24 protein-coding genes are annotated in these 23,678 nt (G+C 72.1%); 22 read left to right on the top strand and 2 right to left on the bottom strand.

Features of this window, described 5'->3' with window-relative positions; translation table 11 throughout:
- Positions 1 to 89: 89 nt before the first annotated feature.
- From hisD to hisF, 8 genes are all read left to right on the top strand, one after another.
- Positions 90 to 1,400, top strand: a complete 1,311-nt coding sequence (gene hisD, locus ACZ4A5_RS00655) for a histidinol dehydrogenase (protein WP_467576570.1) — start codon at positions 90 to 92, stop codon at positions 1,398 to 1,400.
- A complete protein-coding gene (locus ACZ4A5_RS00650; protein ID WP_467576568.1) occupies positions 1,401 to 2,504 on the top strand; it encodes a histidinol-phosphate transaminase in 1,104 nt (367 codons plus the stop codon).
- Between the two features lie 85 nt (positions 2,505 to 2,589).
- Positions 2,590 to 3,183, top strand: a complete 594-nt coding sequence (gene hisB / locus ACZ4A5_RS00645) for an imidazoleglycerol-phosphate dehydratase HisB (RefSeq protein ID WP_361529602.1) — start codon at positions 2,590 to 2,592, stop codon at positions 3,181 to 3,183.
- Entirely contained in the window at positions 3,180 to 3,344 is a 165-nt protein-coding gene (locus ACZ4A5_RS00640) for a hypothetical protein (RefSeq protein ID WP_467576565.1), read from the top strand. Before hisB ends, ACZ4A5_RS00640 begins: the two co-directional genes overlap by 4 nt.
- On the top strand, positions 3,341 to 3,982 hold the full coding sequence (gene hisH, locus ACZ4A5_RS00635; RefSeq protein WP_467576562.1) for an imidazole glycerol phosphate synthase subunit HisH: 642 nt from the start codon (positions 3,341 to 3,343) through the stop codon (positions 3,980 to 3,982). Before ACZ4A5_RS00640 ends, hisH begins: the two co-directional genes overlap by 4 nt.
- 8 nt (positions 3,983 to 3,990) lie before the next feature.
- Positions 3,991 to 4,716 (top strand): bifunctional 1-(5-phosphoribosyl)-5-((5-phosphoribosylamino)methylideneamino)imidazole-4-carboxamide isomerase/phosphoribosylanthranilate isomerase PriA, encoded by a 726-nt coding sequence (gene priA, locus ACZ4A5_RS00630; protein WP_467577235.1) that lies wholly within the window; start codon positions 3,991 to 3,993, stop codon positions 4,714 to 4,716.
- Positions 4,713 to 5,114 carry a Rid family hydrolase gene (locus ACZ4A5_RS00625; RefSeq protein WP_361529593.1) on the top strand — a complete coding sequence of 134 codons (402 nt, stop codon included), beginning with the start codon at positions 4,713 to 4,715 and terminating at the stop codon, positions 5,112 to 5,114. The genes priA and ACZ4A5_RS00625 overlap by 4 nt, the downstream gene beginning before the upstream one ends.
- The gene (gene hisF / locus ACZ4A5_RS00620) at positions 5,111 to 5,866 is read left to right on the top strand and encodes an imidazole glycerol phosphate synthase subunit HisF (RefSeq protein ID WP_467576559.1); all 756 of its coding nucleotides are present in this window, start codon (positions 5,111 to 5,113) and stop codon (positions 5,864 to 5,866) included. Before ACZ4A5_RS00625 ends, hisF begins: the two co-directional genes overlap by 4 nt.
- Before the next feature lie 71 nt (positions 5,867 to 5,937).
- Here hisF and ACZ4A5_RS00615 read toward each other — a convergent pair whose 3' ends face one another.
- Positions 5,938 to 6,570 (bottom strand): TIGR03085 family metal-binding protein, encoded by a 633-nt coding sequence (locus ACZ4A5_RS00615; protein WP_467576556.1) that lies wholly within the window; start codon positions 6,568 to 6,570, stop codon positions 5,938 to 5,940.
- A gap of 55 nt (positions 6,571 to 6,625) precedes the next feature.
- The gene (locus ACZ4A5_RS00610; RefSeq protein WP_467576553.1) at positions 6,626 to 7,474 is read right to left on the bottom strand and encodes a hypothetical protein; all 849 of its coding nucleotides are present in this window, start codon (positions 7,472 to 7,474) and stop codon (positions 6,626 to 6,628) included.
- Between the two features lie 156 nt (positions 7,475 to 7,630).
- Between ACZ4A5_RS00610 and hisI the strand changes: the two genes are divergently transcribed.
- The 14 genes from hisI (at position 7,631) to ACZ4A5_RS00540 (ending at position 23,645) form a co-directional block, all read left to right on the top strand.
- A complete protein-coding gene (hisI, locus tag ACZ4A5_RS00605) occupies positions 7,631 to 8,002 on the top strand; it encodes a phosphoribosyl-AMP cyclohydrolase (RefSeq protein WP_467576551.1) in 372 nt (123 codons plus the stop codon).
- 11 nt (positions 8,003 to 8,013) lie between these two features.
- Positions 8,014 to 9,540 carry an anthranilate synthase component I gene (locus ACZ4A5_RS00600; RefSeq protein WP_467576548.1) on the top strand — a complete coding sequence of 509 codons (1,527 nt, stop codon included), beginning with the start codon at positions 8,014 to 8,016 and terminating at the stop codon, positions 9,538 to 9,540.
- A gap of 78 nt (positions 9,541 to 9,618) precedes the next feature.
- Positions 9,619 to 10,323, top strand: a complete 705-nt coding sequence (locus tag ACZ4A5_RS00595; protein ID WP_467576545.1) for a TIGR02234 family membrane protein — start codon at positions 9,619 to 9,621, stop codon at positions 10,321 to 10,323.
- 116 nt (positions 10,324 to 10,439) lie between these two features.
- A complete protein-coding gene (locus ACZ4A5_RS00590; protein WP_398867204.1) occupies positions 10,440 to 10,670 on the top strand; it encodes an HGxxPAAW family protein in 231 nt (76 codons plus the stop codon).
- 100 nt (positions 10,671 to 10,770) lie between these two features.
- Positions 10,771 to 11,241, top strand: coding sequence for a DUF2752 domain-containing protein (locus ACZ4A5_RS00585; protein ID WP_467576543.1), 471 nt, complete (start codon positions 10,771 to 10,773; stop codon positions 11,239 to 11,241).
- Positions 11,242 to 11,410: 169 nt separating this feature from the next.
- Positions 11,411 to 12,220 (top strand): indole-3-glycerol phosphate synthase TrpC, encoded by an 810-nt coding sequence (gene trpC / locus ACZ4A5_RS00580; RefSeq protein WP_467576541.1) that lies wholly within the window; start codon positions 11,411 to 11,413, stop codon positions 12,218 to 12,220.
- Positions 12,221 to 12,227: 7 nt separating this feature from the next.
- Positions 12,228 to 12,380 carry a tryptophan biosynthesis modulator TrpM gene (trpM, locus tag ACZ4A5_RS00575; RefSeq protein ID WP_398867201.1) on the top strand — a complete coding sequence of 51 codons (153 nt, stop codon included), beginning with the start codon at positions 12,228 to 12,230 and terminating at the stop codon, positions 12,378 to 12,380.
- 39 nt (positions 12,381 to 12,419) lie between these two features.
- Entirely contained in the window at positions 12,420 to 13,667 is a 1,248-nt protein-coding gene (trpB, locus tag ACZ4A5_RS00570; RefSeq protein ID WP_467576537.1) for a tryptophan synthase subunit beta, read from the top strand.
- Positions 13,667 to 14,482, top strand: a complete 816-nt coding sequence (gene trpA, locus ACZ4A5_RS00565; protein ID WP_467576534.1) for a tryptophan synthase subunit alpha — start codon at positions 13,667 to 13,669, stop codon at positions 14,480 to 14,482. Before trpB ends, trpA begins: the two co-directional genes overlap by 1 nt.
- Positions 14,483 to 14,546: 64 nt before the next feature.
- A complete protein-coding gene (locus tag ACZ4A5_RS00560) occupies positions 14,547 to 15,326 on the top strand; it encodes a DsbA family protein (RefSeq protein ID WP_467576532.1) in 780 nt (259 codons plus the stop codon).
- 71 nt (positions 15,327 to 15,397) lie between these two features.
- The gene (gene lgt, locus ACZ4A5_RS00555) at positions 15,398 to 16,261 is read left to right on the top strand and encodes a prolipoprotein diacylglyceryl transferase (protein ID WP_467576529.1); all 864 of its coding nucleotides are present in this window, start codon (positions 15,398 to 15,400) and stop codon (positions 16,259 to 16,261) included.
- 332 nt (positions 16,262 to 16,593) lie between these two features.
- Complete coding sequence (locus tag ACZ4A5_RS00550; protein WP_467576526.1) at positions 16,594 to 17,325, top strand: VIT1/CCC1 transporter family protein; 732 nt, start codon at positions 16,594 to 16,596, stop codon at positions 17,323 to 17,325.
- Positions 17,326 to 17,635: 310 nt separating this feature from the next.
- Positions 17,636 to 22,192 (top strand): glutamate synthase large subunit, encoded by a 4,557-nt coding sequence (gltB, locus tag ACZ4A5_RS00545; protein WP_467576524.1) that lies wholly within the window; start codon positions 17,636 to 17,638, stop codon positions 22,190 to 22,192.
- Positions 22,185 to 23,645 (top strand): glutamate synthase subunit beta, encoded by a 1,461-nt coding sequence (locus ACZ4A5_RS00540; RefSeq protein ID WP_467576522.1) that lies wholly within the window; start codon positions 22,185 to 22,187, stop codon positions 23,643 to 23,645. Before gltB ends, ACZ4A5_RS00540 begins: the two co-directional genes overlap by 8 nt.
- Positions 23,646 to 23,678: the final 33 nt, after the last annotated feature.

Genomic DNA, 23,678 nt, shown 5'->3' with positions numbered 1-23,678 from the left:
ATGGTGAGAGGTTCATGGCGCCCGGCGGCGCGTATCACTGATTGGTACAGGGAGCCGTGTGCCGGGACGTGTCTGAGACAATTGACCCTGTGATCTCCCGAATCGATCTGCGCGGCACCGCCTCCGGCGTCGACCGCGATCTGCTGCCCCGAGCCGAACTCGACGTGGAGGCCGCCCTGGAGAAGGTGCGGCCCATCTGCGAGGACGTGCATCATCGTGGCACCGCGGCCTTGATCGATTACGCGGAGCGGTTCGACGGCGTCACCATCGACCGGGTGCGGGTCGCGCCCGAGAAGATCACCGCCGCCCTCCGGGAGCTCGACCCCGGGGTGCGGGCCGCCCTGGAGGAGTCCATCCGCCGCGCCCGCATCGTCCACCGCGAGCAGCGGCGCACCGACAAGACCGTCACCGTGGTGCCCGGCGGCACCGTCACCGAGCGCTGGGTCCCCGTCGACCGCGTCGGGCTCTATGTGCCGGGCGGCCGCTCGGTCTACCCCTCGTCCGTGATCATGAACGTGGTGCCCGCCCAGGAGGCCGGCGTCGGCTCGATGGCCGTCGCCTCCCCGCCCCAGGCCGACTTCGGCGGCCTGCCGCACCCTACGATCCTGGCGGCCTGCGCGCTGCTCGGCATCGACGAGGTCTACGCCGCGGGCGGCGCCCAGGCCGTCGCCATGTTCGCCTACGGCACCGAGGACTGCCGCCCGGTCAACATGGTCACCGGCCCCGGCAACATCTGGGTCGCCGCCGCCAAGCGGCTGCTCAAGGGCCGCATCGGCATCGACGCCGAGGCCGGCCCCACCGAGATCGCCATCCTCGCGGACGCGACCGCCGACCCCGCGCACGTCGCCGCCGACCTCATCAGCCAGGCCGAGCACGACCCGCTGGCCGCCGCCGTGCTCGTCACCGACTCCGAGGAGCTGGCGAAGGACGTCGAGAGGGAACTCCAGACCCAGGTCGCGGCCACCAAGCACATCGAGGACCGGATCGTCCCCGCCCTCGCGGGCCGCCAGTCCGGCATCGTGCTCGTCGACGACATCGACCACGGCCTCGCCGTCGTGGACGCCTACGGCGCCGAGCACCTGGAGATCCAGACCGCGAACGCCGCCGAGGTCGCCGCGCGCGTCCGCAACGCCGGAGCGATCTTCGTCGGGCCGTACGCCCCGGTCTCCCTCGGCGACTACTGCGCCGGCTCCAACCACGTGCTGCCCACCGGCGGCTGCGCCTGCCACTCCTCCGGCCTGTCGGTCCAGTCCTTCCTGCGCGGCATCCACGTCGTGGACTACACCCGCGACGCCCTCGCCGAGGTCACCCACCACGTGGTCACGCTCGCCGAGGCCGAGGACCTGCCCGCACACGGAGCCGCGCTGAAGGCAAGGTTCGACTGGAAGGTCCCCGAGTAAGTGACAGGCATCGACGATCTCCCCATCAGGGACGAGCTGCGCGGCAAGTCCCCGTACGGAGCGCCCCAGCTCGACGTGCCCGTACGCCTGAACACCAACGAGAACCCCTACCCGCTGCCCGAGCCCCTCGTCGCCCGCATCGCCGAGCGCGTCACGCAGGCCGCCCGGCACCTCAACCGCTACCCCGACCGGGACGCGGTCGAGCTGCGCACCGAGCTCGCGAAGTACCTCACCCGCACCGCGGGCCACGAGGTCACCATGGCCCAGGTCTGGGCGGCCAACGGCTCCAACGAGATCATCCAGCAGCTGCTCCAGACCTTCGGCGGGCCCGGCCGCACCGCGATCGGCTTCGAACCGTCGTACTCGATGCACGCCCTGATCTCGCGCGGCACCGGCACCGGCTGGATCCCCGGCCCCCGCCGCGACGACTTCACCATCGACACCGACGCGGCCGTCACCGTCATCGCCGAGCAGCGGCCCGACGTGGTCTTCGTCTGCTCGCCCAACAACCCCACGGGCACGGCCGTCGAGGCGGACACCGTCCTGCGGCTGTACGAGGCGGCGCAGGCGGCCAAGCCGTCCCTGGTCGTCGTGGACGAGGCGTACGGCGAGTTCAGCCACCGGCCCTCGCTGCTGCCGCTCATCGAGGGCCGTCCGAACCTCGTCGTCTCCCGCACGATGTCCAAGGCGTTCGGGGCCGCCGGGCTGCGGCTCGGCTATCTGGCCGCGCACTCCGCGGTGGTCGACGCCGTCCAGCTCGTACGGCTGCCGTACCACCTGTCCTCCGTCACCCAGGCCACCGCCCTCGCGGCCCTGGAGCACACGGACACGCTCCTCACCTATGTCGAACAGCTCAAGGCAGAACGCGACCGCATCGTCGCCGAGCTGCGGGCCATGGACTTCGAGGTGACGGAGTCCGACGCGAACTTCGTCCAGTTCGGCCGCTTCCCGGACAGCCACGAGGCGTGGCAGGCGATCCTCGACCAGGGCGTCCTGGTCCGGGACAACGGCGTACCGGGATGGCTGCGGGTCACCGCGGGCACCCCCGCCGAGAACGACGCCTTCCTCGACGCCGTGCGCACCATTCGCAAGGAGAGCCGATGAACGGCGTGGGCCGCCTGCTGCATCGCCCGGGGTTCGAGCCCCGAACCGCGCGTCGCGAACGGCACATCTGCAAGGAGACCAACCGATGAACCGCGTGGGCCGCGTAGAGCGCACCACCAAGGAGACCTCCGTCCTCGTCGAGATAGACCTCGACGGCAGCGGACAGGTCGACGTCTCGACCGGGGTCGGCTTCTACGACCACATGCTCGACCAGCTCGGCCGGCACGGGCTCTTCGACCTCACCGTCAAGACCGACGGCGACCTGCACATCGACAGCCACCACACCATCGAGGACACCGCCCTCGCGCTCGGTGCCGCCTTCAAGCAGGCCCTCGGTGACAAGGTCGGCATCTACCGCTTCGGCAACTGCACGGTCCCCCTGGACGAGTCCCTCGCCCAGGTCACCGTGGACCTCTCCGGCCGCCCCTATCTCGTGCACACCGAGCCCGAGAACATGGCGCCCATGATCGGCTCCTACGACACGACGATGACCCGGCACATCCTGGAGTCCTTCGTCGCGCAGGCCCAGATCGCCCTGCACGTGCACGTCCCCTACGGCCGCAACGCCCACCACATCGTCGAGTGCCAGTTCAAGGCCCTCGCCCGCGCGCTGCGCTACGCCAGCGAGCGCGACCCGCGCGCCGCCGGAATCCTTCCCTCCACGAAGGGCGCCCTGTGACCGGCCTGTCCACCATCCTGATCGTCGTCGGGCTCTTCCTCCTCGGCGGCATGATCTCGTTCTGCAAGCAGGGCCTGCCCAAGGGCGTGATCGTGCTGCTCGGCATCGGCTGCGCGATGTGCCTCGTCGCGGGCGTGATGCGGCTGGAGGTCTGGGCATGAGCGACCGCAAGAAGGTCGTCGTCTTCGACTACGGCTTCGGCAACGTCCGCTCCGCCGAGCGCGCCCTGGCCCACGTCGGCGCGGACGTCGAGATCACCGGCGACTACGACAAGGCCATGAACGCCGACGGGCTGCTCGTCCCCGGCGTCGGCGCCTTCGAAGCCTGCATGAAGGGCCTGCGCGCCGCCCGCGGCGACTGGGTCGTCGGCCGCAGACTCGCCGGCGGCCGCCCCGTCATGGGCATCTGCGTCGGCATGCAGATCCTCTTCGAGCGCGGCATCGAGCACGGCGTCGAGACCGAGGGCCTCGACGAGTGGCCCGGCACGGTCGAGCCGCTCAAGGCGCCCGTCGTCCCGCACATGGGCTGGAACACCGTCACCCCCGCCGAGGGCTCCCGGCTCTTCGCGGGCCTCGACGCGGAGACCCGCTACTACTTCGTGCACTCCTACGCCGTGCGCGAGTGGGGCTTCGAGATCACCGCGGACCACATCCGGCCGCCCCAGGTCACCTGGGCCACCCACGGCGAGCCCTTCGTCGCCGCCGTGGAGAACGGGCCGCTGTGCGCCACGCAGTTCCACCCCGAGAAGTCCGGCGACGCCGGCGCCCAGCTGCTGACCAACTGGATCGAGACCCTGTGAGCCCCGTGATGCCGAAGCTCGAACTCCTCCCCGCCGTCGACGTCCGCTACGGCCAGGCCGTCCGCCTCGTCCACGGCGCCTCCGGCTCCGAGACCTCCTACGGCGACCCGCTCTCCGCCGCCCTCGCCTGGCAGCGCGCCGGCGCCGAGTGGCTGCACCTCGTCGACCTCGACGCCGCCTTCGGCACCGGCGACAACCGGGCGCAGATCGCCGAGGTCGTCCGCTCCATGGACATCAAGGTCGAGCTGTCCGGCGGCATCCGCGACGACGCCTCGCTCGCCGCGGCCCTCGCCACCGGCTGCACCCGTGTCAACCTCGGCACCGCCGCCCTGGAGACCCCCGAGTGGGTCGCCAAGGTCATCGCCGAGCACGGCGACCGGATCGCCGTCGGCCTCGACGTCCAGGGCACCACCCTGCGCGGCCGCGGCTGGACCCGCGACGGCGGCGACCTCTACGAGACCCTCACCCGCCTCGACGCCGAGGGCTGCGCCCGCTACGTCGTCACCGACATCGCCAAGGACGGCACGCTCCAGGGCCCCAACCTGGAGCTCCTGAGGAACGTCTGCGCCGCGACCGACCGGCCGGTGGTCGCCTCGGGCGGCGTCTCCTCCCTTGACGATCTGCGGGCGATCGCCAACCTGGTACCGGAGGGCGTCGAAGGCGCCATCGTGGGGAAGGCCCTCTACGCCAAGGCATTCACCTTGGAAGAGGCCCTGGAGGCAGTGTCCGTATGAGCGAAGCCGTGCAGCGCGTGCGAAGCGACAGTCCCTGGGAAGAGACCTTCGGCGGTGCGCGCGCTGTCGCGGCGGGGGACCGGGTCCTGGTGGCCGGAACCCTGCCGTTCAACGGCTCCGTGCTGCACGGCGAGGGCGACCCCTACGAGCAGGCCAAGGCGGCCTTCGCCAACGCCCTCGCCGCCCTGGAGCAGTTCGGACTCGGCCCCGGGTCCGTGCTCCGCACCCGGATGTATCTGACCCACGCGCGGGACGTGGACGCGGTCGGCCGCGCCCACAAGGAGTTCTTCGACGCGGTGCGGCCCGTGGCGACCCTCGTGGTCGTCTCCGGCTTCGTCGACTCGCGTGTGCTGGTCGAAGTGGAACTGGAAGCGTATCGAGGAGCAACGAGCACATGACCCTCGCGGTCCGAGTCATCCCCTGCCTGGACGTGGACAACGGCCGGGTCGTCAAGGGCGTCAACTTCCAGAACCTGCGCGACGCCGGCGACCCCGTCGAAATGGCCAAGATCTACGGTCAGGAAGGCGCCGACGAACTCACCTTCCTCGACATCACCGCCTCCTCCGGCGACCGTGAGACGACCTACGACGTGGTGCGCCGCACCGCCGAGCAGGTCTTCATCCCGCTGACCGTGGGCGGCGGCGTGCGCACCGCGGGCGACGTGGACAAGCTGCTGCGCGCCGGTGCCGACAAGGTCGGCGTCAACACCGCGGCCATCGCCCGGCCCGAGCTGATCCAGGAGATCGCCGAGCGCTTCGGCCGCCAGGTGCTGGTGCTCTCCGTCGACGCCCGGCGTACCGCCGCGGGCTCCTTCGAGGTCACCACGCACGGCGGCCGCCGCGGCACCGGCATCGACGCCGTCGAGTGGGCCCACCGCGCGGCGGAGCTGGGCGCGGGCGAGATCCTGCTGAACTCCATGGACGCCGACGGCACGAAGGACGGCTACGACACCGAGATGATCGCGGCCGTGCGCAAGCACGTGTCCGTGCCGGTGATCGCGAGCGGCGGCGCCGGACGGCTGGAGCACTTCGCCCCGGCCGTGGCGGCCGGGGCGGACGCGGTGCTGGCCGCCTCCGTCTTCCACTTCGGGGATCTGAAGATCGCGGATGTGAAGTCGGCGCTGCGGGCCGCGGGGCACCCGGCCCGCTGAGGGCCAATCGGTGGCCGGCCGCGCGGTTTCCCGCGCCCCTGAAGGGGCGCGGGACCGTCTCACTCTCCCGGTTACAGCCCCAGCGACGCCTGCTGGAGCTTGGCCACCGCGTTCTCGTCGCCGTCCAGTTCCACCCGCGCCGCCGCCTGGCGGCCGAACGCGAACAGGGTCAGTTCCCCCGGCTCGCCCGTCACCGTCACCACCGGCGTGCCCCGGTGGGCCACCGCGGTACGGCCGTCGGGGCGGCGCAGTACCAGGCCCACCGGAGACTTCCGGCCGAGCATCCGCGCCACCCGCTCCAGCCGGGCCCACAGGGCGTCCGCGAACACCGGGTCCGGCTCACGCGGCGTCCACTCCGGCTGGGCGCGCCTGACGTCCTCCGTATGCACGAAGAACTCGACCGTGTTGGCCGCCTCGTCGACCTGTTTGAGGGCGTACGGCGACAGGCGCGGCGGCCCGGTGCGGATGAGCTGGAGCAGTTCCTCGTACGGCTTGGCGGCGAACTCGGCCTGCACCCGCTCCAGGCGCGGGGCCAGCGCCTTGATCACCAGCCCCGCGGCCGCGTCGGAGCGGCGCTCCCGCACGACGACATGGGCGGCGAGGTCACGGGCCTGCCAGCCGGTGCAGAGCGTCGGGGCGCCGGGGCCCACGGTCTCCAACAGATCGGCCAGGAGCAGACGTTCGCGCTGTGCGTGGGTCGACATGCGGCCACCCTACGGCCGCCGCCCCGCCCGTGCCACGGCGCCGCGACGGGCCGCGTCAGTCCGCCAGCGGCGCCGTCAGTTTGTCGCCACCCGGCGTGATGCTGCGGGTGATCGCGCACGTGATCCGGTTCTGGCCGTGGTCGTAGGTGAGCTTCGCCGGATACAGCACATACGAGTAGTACGTACGGCCGTCGGATATCGATCCCACCCGCTTCTGCGCGACGGGCTCGCACAGGTCCTTGGCCTTGTCCTGGATCGCCTGCTCGGTGTCGAACGAGCCCGTCAGCGTCGCGTTGGATATCACCTCGCCGTCGTGCGTGCCGTCGCACGAGACGGTGACGACCGTGGAGATGCCGGAGGTGCTCAGGCTCGGGTGGTCGAAGCACTGGCCCGGGTTGAGCACCACGTACGGCACCCGCTGGTCGCCGGGCAGCGACGGTTTCGCGGACGCGGAGGGCGTGGGGTCCGCCGGGCCCCCGGGCTCGCTCGCGGCCGTGGACGGCGCGGACGACGTCACCGACGGGCTCGGCGAGCTCTTCCCCTTGGCCTTGGCGTCACCGCCGTCGCCCTTCGACGTCAGGATGATCCCGCCGACGACCAGGCCCGCCACCAGCACGACGGCGACCACGATCGCCGCCACCTTCGCGCCGCTGCCGCCCGATGGCGGCGGGGGAGGGGGCATCGGCGGCGCGAACTGCTGCCCGTACTGCTGCCCGTATTGGCCGAAACCCTGCTGCTGCCCGTAGCCCGGCCCACCCTGCGGCGGCCCGTACGGCTGACCGTAGGGCTGCGCGGGCGGCTGGGCAGGAGGCTGGGCCGGCGGCGGCCCGAAGCTCTGGGGCGGGCCGAACCCCCCGCCGTCTCGGGGCGGTTCGGGGGAGTTCGGCGGCGGCGGAGAGGTCATGGTCGAAGCATGCCGTACGCCACTGACACCCCCGCCGCCGGGCTCCGGATCACGACCACGGCCCGCGCGCCCGTCCGCTCTCCGGGAAGGCGGCTCCTCGGGGCCTCGGGAAGGCGGCTCTTCGGGAGGGCCACGGCCTGAGGGCAGAATGGATCCATGACCGGCACCGCTCGCCCCCGCACCACCGCCCTCGACCCCGCCCTCGCCGCCCGCCTCAAGCGCAGCGCCGACGGACTGGTTCCCGCCATCGCCCAGCAGTACGACACCGGCGAGGTGCTCATGCTCGGCTGGATGGACGACGAGGCCCTCCACCGCACCCTCACCACCGGCCGCTGCACCTACTGGAGCCGCAGCCGCCAGGAGTACTGGGTCAAGGGCGACACGTCCGGCCACGTCCAGCACGTGAAGTCCGTGGCCCTCGACTGCGACGGCGACACCCTGCTCGTGAAGGTCGACCAGATCGGCGCGGCCTGCCACACCGGCGACCGCACCTGCTTCGATGCCGATCTCCTGCCGCTGGGCCAGTAGGCTCCGCTGCCATGGCTGCCATGACCACGGGTGACATCACGCCCGACGCCGACACCTTCCGTACGCTCGCGAAGGACCGCCGGGTCATCCCGGTGACCAGGCGCTTCCTCGCCGACGGGGACACCCCCGTCGGCCTGTACCGCAAACTCGCCGCGGAGCGCCCCGGGACCTTCCTGCTGGAGTCCGCCGAGAACGGCCGCACCTGGTCCCGCTACTCCTTCGTCGGCGTCCGCAGCGCCGCCACCCTGACCGTGCGCGACGGGCGGACCCACTGGCTCGGCACCCCACCCGTCGGCGTCCCCACCGACGGCGACCCGCTGCGGGCCCTGCGTGCCACTGTCGACGCCCTGCACACCCCCCGCGACCTCATCGAGGGCACCGGACTCCCGCCCTTCACCGGCGGCATGGTGGGCTATCTCGGCTACGACATCGTCCGCCGCCTGGAGAAGATCGGCGAGCACGGCGAGGACACCCTCGGCCTGCCCGAACTGACCATGCTGCTCACCTCGGACCTCGCCGTGCTCGACCACTGGAACGGCACGGTCCTGCTGATCGCCAACGCGATCAACCACAACGACCTCGACACGGGCGTCGACGAGGCGTACGCGGACGCCGTCGCCCGCCTCGACGCCATGGCCGCCGACCTGTGCCGCCCGGTCCCCACCGAGCCCACCGCCCTGCCGCCCTCCGAACTCCCCGAGTACACCGCCCGCTGGGGCGGCCCGGACTACATGGCGGCCGTCGACGACATCAAGGAGCGCATCCGCGCGGGCGAGGCGTTCCAGGTCGTGCCCTCGCAGCGCTTCGAGACCCCCTGCGCCGCCTCCGCCCTCGACGTCTACCGCGTCCTGCGGGCCACGAACCCCAGCCCCTACATGTACCTGCTGCGCTTCGACGGCTTCGACATCGTCGGCTCCAGCCCGGAGGCGCTGGTCAAGGTCGAGGACGGGCAGGCCATGGTGCACCCCATCGCCGGCACCCGCCCGCGCGGCGCCACCCCGCAGACCGACGCGGCCCTCGCCGAGGAGCTGATGGCCGACCCCAAGGAGCGCGCCGAGCACCTCATGCTCGTCGACCTCGGCCGCAACGACCTCGGCCGGGTCTGCGAACCGGGCAGCGTGGAGGTCGTCGACTTCATGTCGGTGGAGCGCTACAGCCACGTCATGCACATCGTCTCCACCGTCACCGGCCGCCTCGCCGAAGGCCGCACCGCCTTCGACGTGCTCACCGCCTGCTTCCCCGCCGGCACCCTCTCCGGCGCGCCCAAGCCCCGCGCCATGCAGATCATCGAGGAGCTGGAGCCCGCGCGCCGCGGCCTCTACGGCGGCTGCGTCGGCTACCTCGACTTCGCCGGCGACTCCGACACCGCCATCGCGATCCGCACCGCGGTGCTCCGCGACGGCACCGCCTACGTCCAGGCGGGCGCCGGCGTCGTCGCCGACTCCGACCCGGCCGCCGAGGACGCCGAGTGCCGCAACAAGGCCGCCGCCGTCCTGCGCGCCGTGCACTCCGCCAACCGGCTCGCCCCCCGCGCCTGACCCGCGGCCCCGGCGCCCGGGCCCCCCTCGGGGGACCCCCGGGCGCCCGGACCGGCGACACAAGAGATAGTGGTAACCGTGAGCGCAGCCGTACCCCACCCCCGTCCCCATGCCGAGCCCGCCGCCCCCCGCGCCGGTGGCGCCCGGCGGCGCAGCGTCGCCGCCGCCCTGCTGCTGGGCGCGGCCGGAGCCACGCTCGTCCTCCTCGCCGGCGGCCGCACCTGGGCCGAGGGCACGGCGGCCGCCGACATCGCCCAGACCGCCGTCTCCAAGCAGGTCAGCGGCCAGGACGTGAACGGCCTGCCCGGCGCGCTGGCCGTCGTCGGCCTCGCCACGCTCGTCGCCGTCTTCGCCGTCCGCGGCGTCTGGCGCACCGTCGTCGCCGCGGTCCTCACCCTCTGCGGCGCCGGGATCGTCGCCGGTGCCGCCACCGGCGCCCGCGACACCAGCGCACTGGAGGAGAAGGCCGCCAAGGCCCAGGGCCTGACCAGCACCGCCGTCGACCACATCAGCCGCACCCCGTGGCCGTGGGTCGCCCTCGCGGGCGGTGTGCTGCTCTTCCTCGCCGGGCTCCTCGCCCTGCGCTACGGACAGCACTGGCCCGCGATGTCCGGCCGCTACGAGCGCGACGGCACCCCCCGCCCGCGCCGCCCCCGCACCGCCCCCGACCCCGAGCGCCCCGAGGAGCTCTGGAAGGCGCTCGACCGCGGCGAGGACCCCACCGGCGAGCCCGGCGGAGCGCACACGACTCCCCCCGGCGAGGGCCCGGGGAAGCGGCCGTGAAAGACGGCCGGGGACACGCCCCACCCCCAACTCAAGGCACCCCCGGGCGTCGGGGACAATGACCATGAGCGTTCTCCGCGCCCGCGGGCGCGCCACAGCAACGAGGAGTCATAGTCATGGCGGGTAGCAGCCACGGACACACCCCGGCCGCCTGGACCGGTGTCATCATTTCGTTCATCGGCTTCTGCGTCGGCGGTGCGTTCATGGTGATCGCCAACCCGGTCGGGTTCTGGGCGGGCATCGGCATCGTCCTGCTCGGCGGCGTCGTCGGCGGCATCATGCGCCTGATGGGCTACGGCATGGAGCCCAAGGGCCGCGCGAAGGGCCGGCCCGCGACCCAGGGCTGATCCACCCCGCTCGCTCACCGAGGCGCGGCCCGGGCCCGTACGGACGCAAGGACGTCGGCCCCGTGCTGCGCCTTCGTGCTGTCCGGCGCAGACTGCCACTGTGACGCACAGCGCCGGCAGCCCGCCGGACGACCCCGTGGCGGCCCCCGCGGCCGCGCCCCCGCGCCCCCCGGGCCCGGTGCGCCGCCTCGCCGCCCCGGCCGGCGTCGCCGCCGCGATCGCCGCGGCCTTCGCCTGGATCGGCGCCGTCGACCCCAACGAGCCCGGCCACTACCCCGCCTGCCCGCTGCTGCGCTGGACGGGCCTGTACTGCCCCGGCTGCGGCGGGCTGCGCAGCGTCCACGCGCTCGCCCACGGCGACCTTCCGGCGGCACTGGGCGCGAACGCGGCGGCCGTGGCCGCGTACGCCGCCTTCCTCGCCCTGTGGCTGGCCTGGGTGCGCGCGGCCCTGCGCGGGCGGGACGGCGTACGGCTGCCGCTGCGCGCGCCCCACTGGTGGGCGGCCGGCGCGCTGCTGCTGGCGTTCACGGTCGTACGGAACCTGCCCTGCGGGTCCTGGCTCGTGCCCTAGCGCGCCGGAACCCGCCGGACACGGGAAACACAGCAAACGCGCCATGTGACATCACCGGCGTCAACCGGATGCGAATCCTTCGGTCCATGGCAAGTACCATCACAATGCCTGGTGAGGAGTTTCCGCCCCACCAGCCCAGACCATCCGAGTCCGGAAGGGGGCCGCTCGCGTGAGTGTGCTCGACGAGATCATCGACGGAGTCCGTGCCGACCTCGCGGAGCGGCAGGCGCGCGTCACCCTCGACGAGCTCAAGGAGCGGGCTGCCAAGGCCCCGCAGGCCAAGGACGGGGTGGCCGCCCTGCGCGGCGAGAACGTCAGCGTGATCTGCGAGGTCAAGCGCTCCAGCCCCTCCAAGGGCGCCCTCGCCGCGATCGCCGACCCCGCGGGGCTCGCCGCGGACTACGAGGCGGGCGGCGCGGCCGTCATCAGCGTGCTCACCGAGCAGCGCCGCTTCGGCGGTTCGCTGGCCGACCTGGAGGCCGTCCGGGCCAAGGTCGACATCCCGGTGCTGCGCAAGGACTTCATCGTCACCGCCTACCAGCTGTGGGAGGCCCGCGCCTACGGCGCCGACCTGGTCCTGCTGATCGTCGCGGCCCTGGAGCAGGAGGCCCTGGTCTCCCTCATCGAGCGCGCCGAGTCCATCGGCCTCACCCCCCTCGTGGAGGTCCACGACGAGGAGGAGGTCCAGCGCGCGGTCGAAGCCGGAGCCCGGATCATCGGCGTCAACGCCCGCAACCTCAAGACCCTCGAGGTCGACCGCGGCAACTTCGCCCGGGTCGCGCCCGAGATCCCGGACCACATCATCAAGATCGCCGAGTCCGGTGTCCGCGGCCCGCACGACCTCATCGCGTACGCCAACGACGGCGCCGACGCGGTGCTCGTGGGGGAGTCCCTGGTGACGGGGCGCGACCCCAAGGGCGCGGTGGCCGACCTGGTCGCCGCCGGCGCCCACCCGGCCCTGCGGCACGGGCGGAGCTGACCGCACCGTGGGGACGTACGCGCGCCTGGCCCGGGGATGCCGTCCCCGGGGCTGCCGCGCGCCCGCGCGCCGCGTGCTCGGCCGGCGCGTGCGGTACCACATCGGCTGTGAGCCGGGGCAGATCAACGGGATGCGATGGTGCGGCGCGAGCGCGCCCTGACCGTTCGCACCGTCACACATCTGCCTGAGGAGTACCCGTATGTCCTCCGAATTCTTCGTCCCTGACCCGGAGGGTCACGTCCCCAGCGCCGAAGGCTACTTCGGCGCCTTCGGCGGCAAGTTCATCCCCGAGGCCCTCGTCGCCGCGGTGGACGAGGTCGCCGTCGAATACGAGAAGGCCAAGGCGGACCCCGCCTTCGCGGCCGAGCTCAACGACCTCATGGTCAACTACACCGGCCGTCCCAGCGCCCTCACCGAGGTGTCGCGCTTCGCCGAACACGCCGGTGGCGCCCGGGTGTTCCTCAAGCGCGAGGACCTCAACCACACCGGCTCGCACAAGATCAACAATGTGCTGGGCCAGGCGCTGCTCACCAAGCGCATGGGCAAGACCCGCGTCATCGCCGAGACCGGCGCCGGCCAGCACGGCGTCGCCACGGCCACCGCCTGCGCGCTCTTCGGCCTCGAATGCACCATCTACATGGGCGAGGTCGACACCGAGCGCCAGGCGCTGAACGTCGCCCGCATGCGCATGCTCGGCGCCGAGGTCATCGCCGTGAAGTCCGGCAGCCGCACCCTCAAGGACGCCATCAACGAGGCGTTCCGCGACTGGGTCGCCAACGTCGACCGCACGCACTACCTCTTCGGCACGGTCGCCGGCCCCCACCCCTTCCCCGCGCTGGTCCGCGACTTCCACCGGGTGATCGGCGTCGAGGCCCGGCGGCAGATCCTGGAGCGGGCCGGGCGGCTGCCCGACGCCGCGGTGGCCTGCGTCGGCGGCGGCTCCAACGCCATCGGCCTCTTCCACGCCTTCCTGCCCGACACCGGCGTCCGCCTGATCGGCTGCGAGCCCGGCGGCCACGGCGTCGCCGGCGGCGAGCACGCGGCCACCCTCACCGCCGGCACCCCCGGCATCCTGCACGGCTCGCGCAGCTACGTCCTCCAGGACGAGGACGGCCAGATCACCGAGCCGTACTCCATCTCCGCCGGGCTCGACTACCCCGGCATCGGCCCGGAGCACTCCTATCTGAAGGACACCGGCCGCGCCGAGTACCGCGCCGTCACCGACGACGAGGCCATGCGGGCGCTGCGGCTGCTCTCGCGCACCGAGGGCATCATCCCGGCGATCGAGAGCGCGCACGCGCTCGCGGGCGCGCTGGAGATCGGCAAGGAGCTCGGCCCCGAGGGCCTGCTCCTGGTCAACCTCTCCGGGCGGGGCGACAAGGACATGGACACGGCGGCCCGCTACTTCGGGCTGTACGACGGTGCGACGGGCGAGGGGGCCAACTGATGGCGGGCAACATCGAATCGCTGAGCTCGGTGCTGACGGCGGCCAGGGCGGAGAACCGCGCGGCGCTCGTCGGCTATCTCCCGGCCGGCTTCCCGACCGTCGACGGCGGTGTGCGGGCCGTGACCGCGATGCTCGAAGGCGGCTGCGACATCGTCGAGGTCGGCCTGCCGCACAGCGACCCGGTCCTGGACGGCCCGGTCATCCAGACCGCCGACGACATCGCCCTGCGCGGCGGCGTCAAGATCGTCGACGTGATCCGCACGGTCCGCGAGGCGCACGCCGCGACGGGCGCGCCGGTGCTGTGCATGACCTACTGGAACCCGGTGGACGCCTACGGCGTCGAGCGCTTCGCCGCCGATCTCGCCGCCGCCGGGGGAGCGGGCTGCATCCTGCCCGACCTCCCGGTCGAGGAGTCCGAGGTCTGGCGCAAGGCCGCCGCCCAGCACGGCCTGGCCACGGTCTTCGTGGTCGCGCCGAGCAGCCGCGACGAGCGGCTCGCCAAGATCACGGCGGCGGGCAGTGGCTTCGTCTACGCGGCGTCGCTGATGGGCGTCACCGGCACCCGCGAGTCCGTCGGGCAGGAGGCGCAGGAGCTGGTGCGGCGCACCCGGGCGGTCACCGAACTGCCCGTCTGCGTGGGCCTCGGCGTCTCCGACGCCCGGCAGGCGGAGGAGGTCGCGCAGTTCGCCGACGGCGTCATCGTCGGCTCCGCCTTCGTCAAGCGGCTGCTGGAGGCACCCGACCTCGAAGCGGGCCTCGCCGCCGTGCGCACCCTGGCGGGTGAACTGGCCGCGGGCGTCCGCAAGCGCGGCTAACTCTTTTGGTGGAACCGGACGACCGGGGGCGCGCAGGCCGTGCCTCCGGTTCGTTTACGGGGACGTGAGCCAGAAGAACTCTGATGGGAAGCGCAGCGCCCGTGAGCGGCTGCAGGAACAGCGCCAGAGGGAGGAGTCCCGCGCCAAACGGAAGCGGGGCGTCATCGCGGGCGTGATCGTGGTGGCCGTCCTCGGCGCGGGCGCCGGGATCGGTGCCCTGGTGGCCCATTCCGGCAAGAGCAAGAAGCAGGAGACCGCCGGCCCGCTGGTCGCCCCCCAGGGCGCCATGGGCAAGGACAATGTGATGATCCCGGTCGGCAGGTCCACGGCGAAGGCCACCCTGACCGTCTACGAGGACTTCCGCTGCCCCGGCTGCGGACAGTTCGAGAACGCCTTCCGCGACACCGTCCACGACCTGGAGGACAAGGGCCGGCTCAAGGCCGAGTACCACCTGGTCACCCTGATCGACAACAACCTCGGCGGCAAGGGCTCCCTCAACGCCGCCAACGCGGCCGCGTGCGCGCAGGACGCCGGGAAGTTCGCCGCCTACCACGACGTGCTCTACAAGAACCAGCCGGAGGAGACCGACGACGCCTACGGCAAGAAGACCCGCCTGGTCGAGCTCGCCGGGCAGGTCGAGGGGCTGAAGAGCCCCGCCTTCGAGAAGTGCGTCGACGACGGCACCCACGACAGCTGGGTCAAGAAGTCCCACGAGACCTTCAGCAAGTCCTCCTACCACGCGACGCCGACGATCCTGCTCGACGGCAAGAGCATCTACGGCGACCAGACCCATCCGCTGACCCCGGACAAGCTGCGGCAGATGGTCGCGGCGGCCCAGGGCTAGGGGCGTTACGCAGCTGTTGCGCCGGGCGGGTTGCCGTCCGCGCGGCCCGGCAGGGTAGCGTCAGTGCTGCCATGGACATCGCTTACATTCCCAGCCCGTCGACCGGAGTGATCCATCTCGGACCAATCCCGTTGCGCGGCTATGCCTTCTGCATCATCATCGGCGTCTTCGTCGCCGTCTGGCTCGGCAACCGGCGCTGGATCGCACGGGGCGGACGGGCCGGGACGGTCGCCGACATCGCCGTGTGGGCGGTGCCGTTCGGGCTCGTCGGCGGCCGGCTCTATCACGTGATCACCGACTACGAGCTGTATTTCGGTGCGGGGCGCGACTGGGTCAACGCCTTCAAGATCTGGGAGGGCGGGCTCGGCATCTGGGGCGCGGTCGCGCTCGGCGCGGTCGGCGCGTGGATCGGCTGCCGCCGTCGCGGCATCCCCCTCCCCGCCTGGGCCGACGCCCTCGCGCCCGGCCTCGCCGTGGCCCAGGCGATCGGCCGCTGGGGCAACTGGTTCAACCAGGAGCTCTACGGCAAGCCGACCGACCTCCCCTGGGCCCTCAAGATCGACGCGGACCCGGCGATCGGCCGGCTCGCGGGGACGTACCACCCGACGTTCCTCTACGAGTCGCTGTGGTGCCTGCTCATCGCGGGCCTGGTGATCTGGGCCGACCGGCGCTTCACGCTGGGGCACGGCCGGGCGTTCGCGCTCTATGTCGCGGCATACACCGTGGGACGCTTCTGGTTCGAATACCTCCGCGTCGACGACGCCCACCACCTGTGGGGCCTGCGGCTCAACGACTGGACATCCATGGTCGTCTTCGTCGCCGCGGTGGCCTACATGGTCATCTCCGCGAAGCGGTGCCCTGGCAGGGAGCAGGTCGTGGAACCGGCCGCCGTCGAGGAGTCCTCGCCGACGGAGAAGCCGGCCGCCAAGTCCTGAGCTTCGCGGGTGGGTTTGTCCTCAAACGCCGGACGGGCTGGATATCCAGCCCGTCCGGCGTTTGAGGACAACGCGCGAAGCGTGTTGCTGGGGGTCTGGGGGCTTGCCCCCGGTTTCGGGAAGGGGCGGGGCTGAGGGAAGGCCCCCCTCAGCCGCGGCCCCGCACCCCGCCCCGCGCAGCGGAATTCTCCGACGGCAATCACAAACCCGCAGGTCACAGAGGTAAGTTCGGCCTTCCTTGCTAGCGCCGCCACCCCATTCGTGCGTACCTTCGACACAAGGGGCGAGCGAACGAGCGACCCGCCCCGTGGGGAAAGGGAGCACCCGGAGCAATGTCTGTCCTCGATGCGGTTGAGGCACCACACGTGGCCCATCGCGACAACCACACGCACCGCGATGTGAACGGCGGCTGGCTGCGCCCCGCCGTCTTCGGTGCCATGGACGGACTCGTCTCCAACGTCGCCCTGATGACCGGCGTCGCGGGCGGCTCCGCCTCCTCGCAGACCATCGTCATCACCGGCCTGGCCGGACTCGCGGCGGGCGCGTTCTCGATGGCCGCCGGTGAGTACACCTCGGTCGCCTCGCAGCGCGAACTCGTCCTCGCCGAGCTGGACGTGGAGCGCCGCGAGCTGCGCAAGCACCCCGCCGACGAGCAGGCGGAGCTCGCCGCGCTGTATGTCTCGCGCGGAGTCGAGCCGGAGCTCGCGCGCGAGGTCGCCCGGCAGCTGTCGAGCGATCCCGAGCAGGCGCTGGAGATCCACGCGCGCGAGGAGCTCGGCATCGACCCCTCGGACCTGCCCTCGCCCACGGTCGCCGCCGTCTCGTCCTTCGGCTCCTTCGCCCTGGGCGCGCTGCTGCCCGTCCTGCCCTATCTCCTGGGCGCCACCGAGCTGTGGCCCGCCGTGCTGCTGGCCCTCGCCGGCCTCTTCGGCTGCGGCGCCGTCGTGGCCCGGGTCACCGCGCGCAGCTGGTGGTACAGCGGACTGCGCCAGCTGGTGCTGGGCGCCGCCGCCGCGGGTGTGACTTACCTCCTCGGTATTGCGTTCGGCACCGCATTGGGGTGATGCTTATGCGGGCTTCCGCATAACGTGCGCGTTACCTCGCGGTTTCAAGCCTTTGACGTTCGGGCACACTCCCCGGAGCGCAGCGGGCAACGCCGCCTACGCCGCGCCGCGCCCGGCACTGCCGGGCCGGGTGATCCCACGGTTCCCGGGGGCTGCCACTCGTCAGCAGCGTCCGCATGCTGGACCAGGTCTTCCGCTTTTTGAGAAGCGCCCCATCATGTAACCTGCACCAAATTTCTTCGCAGAGGGCCAGCGTCGTCCCTCGGCACATGCACACGCCATGACTGCCATGACGACGACGGGAGAGCCGATGCGTTCCTTCATTGCCGCATCCCACCCCGCCCAGCAGGGGATGTACGACCCGCGCAATGAGCACGACGCCTGTGGCGTGGGCTTCGTCGCGACCCTGACCGGCGAGGCGAGCCACGCGCTCGTGCAGCAGGCGCTCACCGTCCTGCGGAACCTCGAGCACCGGGGTGCCACCGGCTCCGAGCCCGACTCGGGCGACGGAGCGGGCATCCTGCTCCAGATCCCCGACGCCTTCCTCCGCGAGAGCGTCACCTTCGACCTCCCCGCCGCCGGGGCGTACGCGGTCGGCATCGCCTTCCTCCCCGCAGGGTCCCCCGACGCGGACGCGGCCGTCTCGCGGGTCGAGACGATCGCCGCCGAGGAGGGCCTCACCGTCCTCGGCTGGCGCGAGGTCCCCGTCACCCCCGAGCTGCTCGGCAACGGCGCCCGCGCCACGATGCCCGGCTTCCGCCAGCTGTTCGTGGCCGACGGCACCAGCACCGGCCTCGCCCTGGACCGCAAGGCGTTCGTCCTGCGCAAGCGTGCCGAGCGCGAGGCCGAGGTCTACTTCCCCTCGCTGTCCGCGCGGACCATCGTCTACAAGGGCATGCTCACCACCGGCCAGCTGGAGCCGTTCTTCCCCGACCTCTCCGACCGGCGCTTCGCCACCGCCATCGCACTGGTCCACTCCCGCTTCTCCACCAACACCTTCCCCAGCTGGCCGCTCGCCCACCCGTACCGCTTCGTCGCCCACAACGGCGAGATCAACACGGTCCAGGGCAACCGCAATTGGATGCGCGCCCGCGAATCCCAGCTGGCCAGCGACCTGTTCGGGGAGGCGAGCCCGGAGCGGGTCTTCCCCGTCTGCACCCCCGACGCCTCCGACTCCGCCTCCTTCGACGAGGTCCTGGAGCTGCTCCACCTCGGCGGGCGCTCGCTGCCGCACAGCGTGCTGATGATGATCCCCGAGGCATGGGAGAACCACGCCTCCATGGACCCCGCCCGGCGCGCCTTCTACCAGTACCACTCCACCCTGATGGAGCCCTGGGACGGCCCCGCCTGCGTCACCTTCACCGACGGCACCCTCGTCGGCGCCGTCCTCGACCGCAACGGCCTGCGCCCCGGCCGGTACTGGGTCACCGACGACGGCCTCGTCGTCCTCTCCTCCGAGGTCGGCGTCCTCGACATCGAGCCCGCCAAGGTCGTCCGCAAGGGCCGCCTCCAGCCCGGCCGGATGTTCCTCGTCGACACCGCGGAACACCGCATCATCGAGGACGACGAGATCAAGGCACAGCTCGCCGCCGAACAGCCCTACACCGACTGGCTCGAAGCCGGGCTGATCGACCTCGCCGACCTCCCCGAGCGCGAGCACATCGTGCACACCCACGCCTCGGTCACCCGCCGCCAGCAGACCTTCGGCTACACCGAGGAGGAGCTGCGCGTCATCCTCGCGCCGATGGCCAAGTCCGGCGCGGAGCCCATCGGTTCCATGGGCACCGACTCCCCGATCGCGGCGCTCTCCGCGCGGCCCCGGCTGCTCTTCGACTACTTCACCCAGCTCTTCGCGCAGGTCACCAACCCCCCGCTGGACGCCATCCGCGAGGAGCTCGTCACCTCGCTGATCTCCTCCCTCGGCCCACAGGGCAACCTCCTGGAGCCCACCGCGGCCTCCTGCCGCAGCGTCACCCTGCCGTTCCCCGTCATCGACAACGACGAGCTCGCCAAGCTCATACACATCAACGCCGACGGCGACCTGCCCGGCCTCAAGGCCGCCACCCTCTCCGGCCTCTACCGCGTCGGTGGCGGGGGAGAGGCGCTCGCCGCCCGGCTCGCGGAGATCCGCGCCGAGGTCGACGCCGCCATCGCCGGCGGCGCCCGGCTGATCGTCCTCTCCGACCGCCACTCGGACGCCGAGCACGCCCCCATCCCCTCCCTGCTGCTCACCTCCGCCGTCCACCACCACCTCATCCGCACCCGGCAGCGCACCCAGGTCGGCCTGATCGTCGAGGCCGGTGACGTCCGCGAGGTCCACCACGTCGCCCTGCTCATCGGCTACGGTGCCGCGGCCGTCAACCCCTACCTGGCCATGGAGTCCGTCGAGGACCTCGTCCGCGCCGGCACCTTCCTGCCCGGCATGGACGCCCAGGACGCGATCCGCAACCTCATCAAGGCCCTCGGCAAGGGCGTCCTCAAGGTGATGTCCAAGATGGGCATCTCCACCGTCGCCTCCTACCGGGGCGCCCAGGTCTTCGAAGCCGTCGGCCTGGACGAGGAGTTCGTCGAGACCTACTTCCAGGGCACCGCCACCAAGATCGGCGGCGCCGGACTCGACGTCATCGCCCGGGAGGTCGCGGCCCGGCACGCCAAGGCGTACCCCGCCACCGGCATCGCCGCCACCCACCGCCGCCTGGACATCGGCGGCGAATACCAGTGGCGCCGCGAGGGCGAGCCCCACCTCTTCGACCCCGACACCGTCTTCCGGCTCCAGCACTCCACCCGCGCCCGCCGCTACGACATCTTCAAGCAGTACACCCAACGGGTGAACGAGCAGTCCGAGCGGCTGATGACGCTGCGCGGCCTGTTCGCCCTCAAGAACGACCGCGCCCCCGTGCCGCTCGACGAGGTCGAGCCCGTCAGCGAGATCGTCAAGCGCTTCTCCACCGGCGCCATGTCCTACGGCTCCATCTCCCGCGAGGCCCACGAGACCCTCGCCATCGCCATGAACCGGCTCGGCGCCAAGTCCAACACCGGCGAGGGCGGCGAGGACCCCGAGCGGCTCCACGACCCGGCCCGCCGCTCCAGCATCAAGCAGGTCGCCTCCGGCCGCTTCGGCGTGACCAGCGAATACCTGGTCAACTCCGACGACATCCAGATCAAGATGGCCCAGGGCGCCAAGCCCGGCGAGGGCGGCCAGCTGCCCGGCCACAAGGTCTACCCCTGGGTCGCGAAGACCCGGCACTCCACCCCCGGCGTCGGCCTGATCTCCCCGCCGCCGCACCACGACATCTACTCCATCGAGGACCTCGCCCAGCTCATCCACGACCTGAAGAACGCCAACCCCGCGGCCCGCATCCACGTGAAGCTGGTCTCCGAGGTCGGCGTGGGCACGGTCGCGGCCGGCGTCTCCAAGGCCCACGCCGACGTCGTCCTGATCTCCGGCCACGACGGCGGCACCGGCGCCTCCCCGCTGACCAGCCTCAAGCACGCGGGCGGCCCCTGGGAGCTCGGCCTCGCCGAGACCCAGCAGACCCTGCTGCTCAACGGCCTGCGCGACCGCATCGTCGTGCAGACCGACGGCCAGCTCAAGACCGGCCGTGACGTGATCATCGCCGCGCTCCTCGGCGCCGAGGAATTCGGCTTCGCCACCGCGCCCCTGGTCGTCTCCGGCTGCGTCATGATGCGCGTCTGCCACCTCGACACCTGCCCCGTCGGCATCGCCACACAGAACCCGGTGCTGCGCGAGCGCTTCTCCGGCAAGGCCGAATTCGTCGTCAACTTCTTCGAGTTCATCGCCGAGGAGGTCCGCGAGCTCCTCGCCGAGCTGGGCTTCCGCACCCTGGAGGAGGCCGTCGGGCGCGCCGAGCTCCTCGACACCGCCCCGGCCGTCGACCACTGGAAGGCCCAGGGCCTCGACCTGGCCCCCCTCCTGCACGTCCCCGAACTGCCCTCCGGCGCCGTCCGGCACCGCGTCACCGAACAGGACCACGGCCTGGCCAAGGCACTCGACAACGAACTCGTCGAGCTCGCCGCCGACGCCCTCACCGCCGACCGCGCCGAGGACGCCCGCCCCGTACGCGCCCAGGTCGCCATCCGCAACATCAACCGCACCGTCGGCACCATGCTCGGCCACCACGTCACCAAGAGGTTCGGCGGCGCCGGGCTGCCCGACGACACGATCGACATCACCTTCACCGGCTCCGCCGGCCAGTCCTTCGGCGCCTTCCTGCCGCGCGGCATCACCCTGCGCCTGGAGGGCGACGCCAACGACTACGTCGGCAAGGGCCTCTCCGGCGGCCGGGTCGTCGTCCGCCCCGACCGCGGCGCCGACCACCTCGCCGAATACTCCGTCATCGCCGGCAACACCCTCGCCTACGGCGCCACCGGCGGCGAGATGTTCCTGCGCGGACGCGTCGGCGAGCGGTTCTGCGTCCGCAACTCCGGCGCCACCGTCGTCTCCGAGGGCGTCGGCGACCACGGCTGCGAATACATGACCGGCGGCCGGGCCGTCGTTCTCGGCGAGACCGGGCGCAACTTCGCGGCCGGCATGTCCGGCGGCGTCGCGTACGTCCTCGGCCTGGACCCCGACAACGTCAACAAGGAGCTGGTCGGCGCCCTCGACACCCTCGACGAGGACGACCGGCGGTGGCTGCACGACGTGGTGCGGCGCCACCAGGAGGAGACCGCCTCCACCGTCGCGGCCGGCCTCCTCGCCGACTGGGACACGGCGGTGACCCGCTTCACCAAGGTCGTCCCGGCCACCTACAAGGCAGTGCTCGCCGCCAAGGACGCCGCCGAGCGAGCGGGTCTCTCCGAGACCGAGACCCACGAGAAGATGATGGAGGCGGCGACTCATGGCTGACCCCAAGGGCTTCCTGACCACCGGCCGCGAGGTCGCGCGGACCCGTCCCGTCGACGAGCGCGTCAAGGACTGGAACGAGGTCTACGTCCCCGGCTCCCTGCTGCCCGTCATCAGCAAGCAGGCCGGCCGCTGCATGGACTGCGGCATCCCCTTCTGCCACAACGGCTGCCCGCTCGGCAACCTCATCCCCGAGTGGAACGACTACGCCTACCGCGAGGACTGGAAGGCCGCCAGCGAGCGGCTGCACGCGACCAACAACTTCCCCGAGTTCACGGGCCGGCTGTGCCCGGCACCCTGCGAATCCGCGTGCGTGCTCGGCATCAACCAGCCCGCCGTCACCATCAAGAACGTCGAAGTCACCATCATCGACAAGGCGTGGGACCACGGCGACGTCACCCCCCAGCCCCCGGAGCGGCTTTCCGGCAAGACCGTCGCCGTCATCGGCTCCGGCCCCGCCGGCCTGGCCGCCGCCCAGCAGCTGACCCGGGCCGGCCACACCGTCGCCGTCTACGAACGCGCCGACCGCATCGGCGGGCTCCTGCGCTACGGCATCCCCGAGTTCAAGATGGAGAAGCGGCACATCAACCGCCGCATCGAGCAGATGCGGGCCGAGGGCACCAAGTTCCGCACGGAGGTGGAGATCGGCCGCGACATCGACGCGGCCAAGCTGCGCGGGCGCTACGACGCCGTCGTCGTCGCCGCGGGCGCCACCACCTCCCGCGACCTGCCCGTCCCCGGCCGCGAACTGCGCGGCATCCACTTCGCGATGGAATACCTGCCCGTCTCCAACAAGGTGCGGGAAGGCGACTTCGTCACCCCGCCCATCACCGCCGAGGGCAAGCACGTCGTCGTCATCGGCGGCGGCGACACCGGCGCCGACTGCGTCGGCACCGCCCACCGGCAGGGCGCCGCCTCCGTCACCCAGCTGGAGATCATGCCCAGGCCGGGCACGGACCGCGCACCCCACCAGCCCTGGCCCACCTTCCCCATGCTTTACAAGGTCACCTCGGCCCACGAGGAGGGCGGCGAGCGGGTCTACTCCGTCTCCACCACCCGCTTCGAGGGCGACGAGGACGGCAACGTCCAGTGGCTGCACCTGACCGAGGTCGAGTTCACCGACGGCAAGCTCAGCCCGAAGCCCGGCACCGAGCGCCGCATCCCCGCCCAACTGGTCACCCTCGCCATGGGCTTCACCGGCACCGACGTCGAGAACGGACTCGTCGAGCAGTTCGGCCTGGAACTCGACGAGCGCGGCAACATCGCCCGCGACGCCGACTACGCCACCAACGTCCCCGGCGTCTTCGTCGCCGGCGACGCCGGGCGCGGCCAGTCCCTCATCGTCTGGGCCATCGCCGAAGGCCGCTCCGCGGCCCGCGGCGTCGACCGCTACCTCACCGGCGCCAGCACCCTCCCGGCCCCGGTCCGGCCCACCGACCGGGCCCTGACCGTCTGACCCCAACAAGCCCGCGGCACCCGCCCCACCCCG

This window comes from Streptomyces sp. NPDC025618 (genome assembly GCF_055558795.1).
This window is presented reverse-complemented; position numbering and strand designations above follow the sequence as displayed.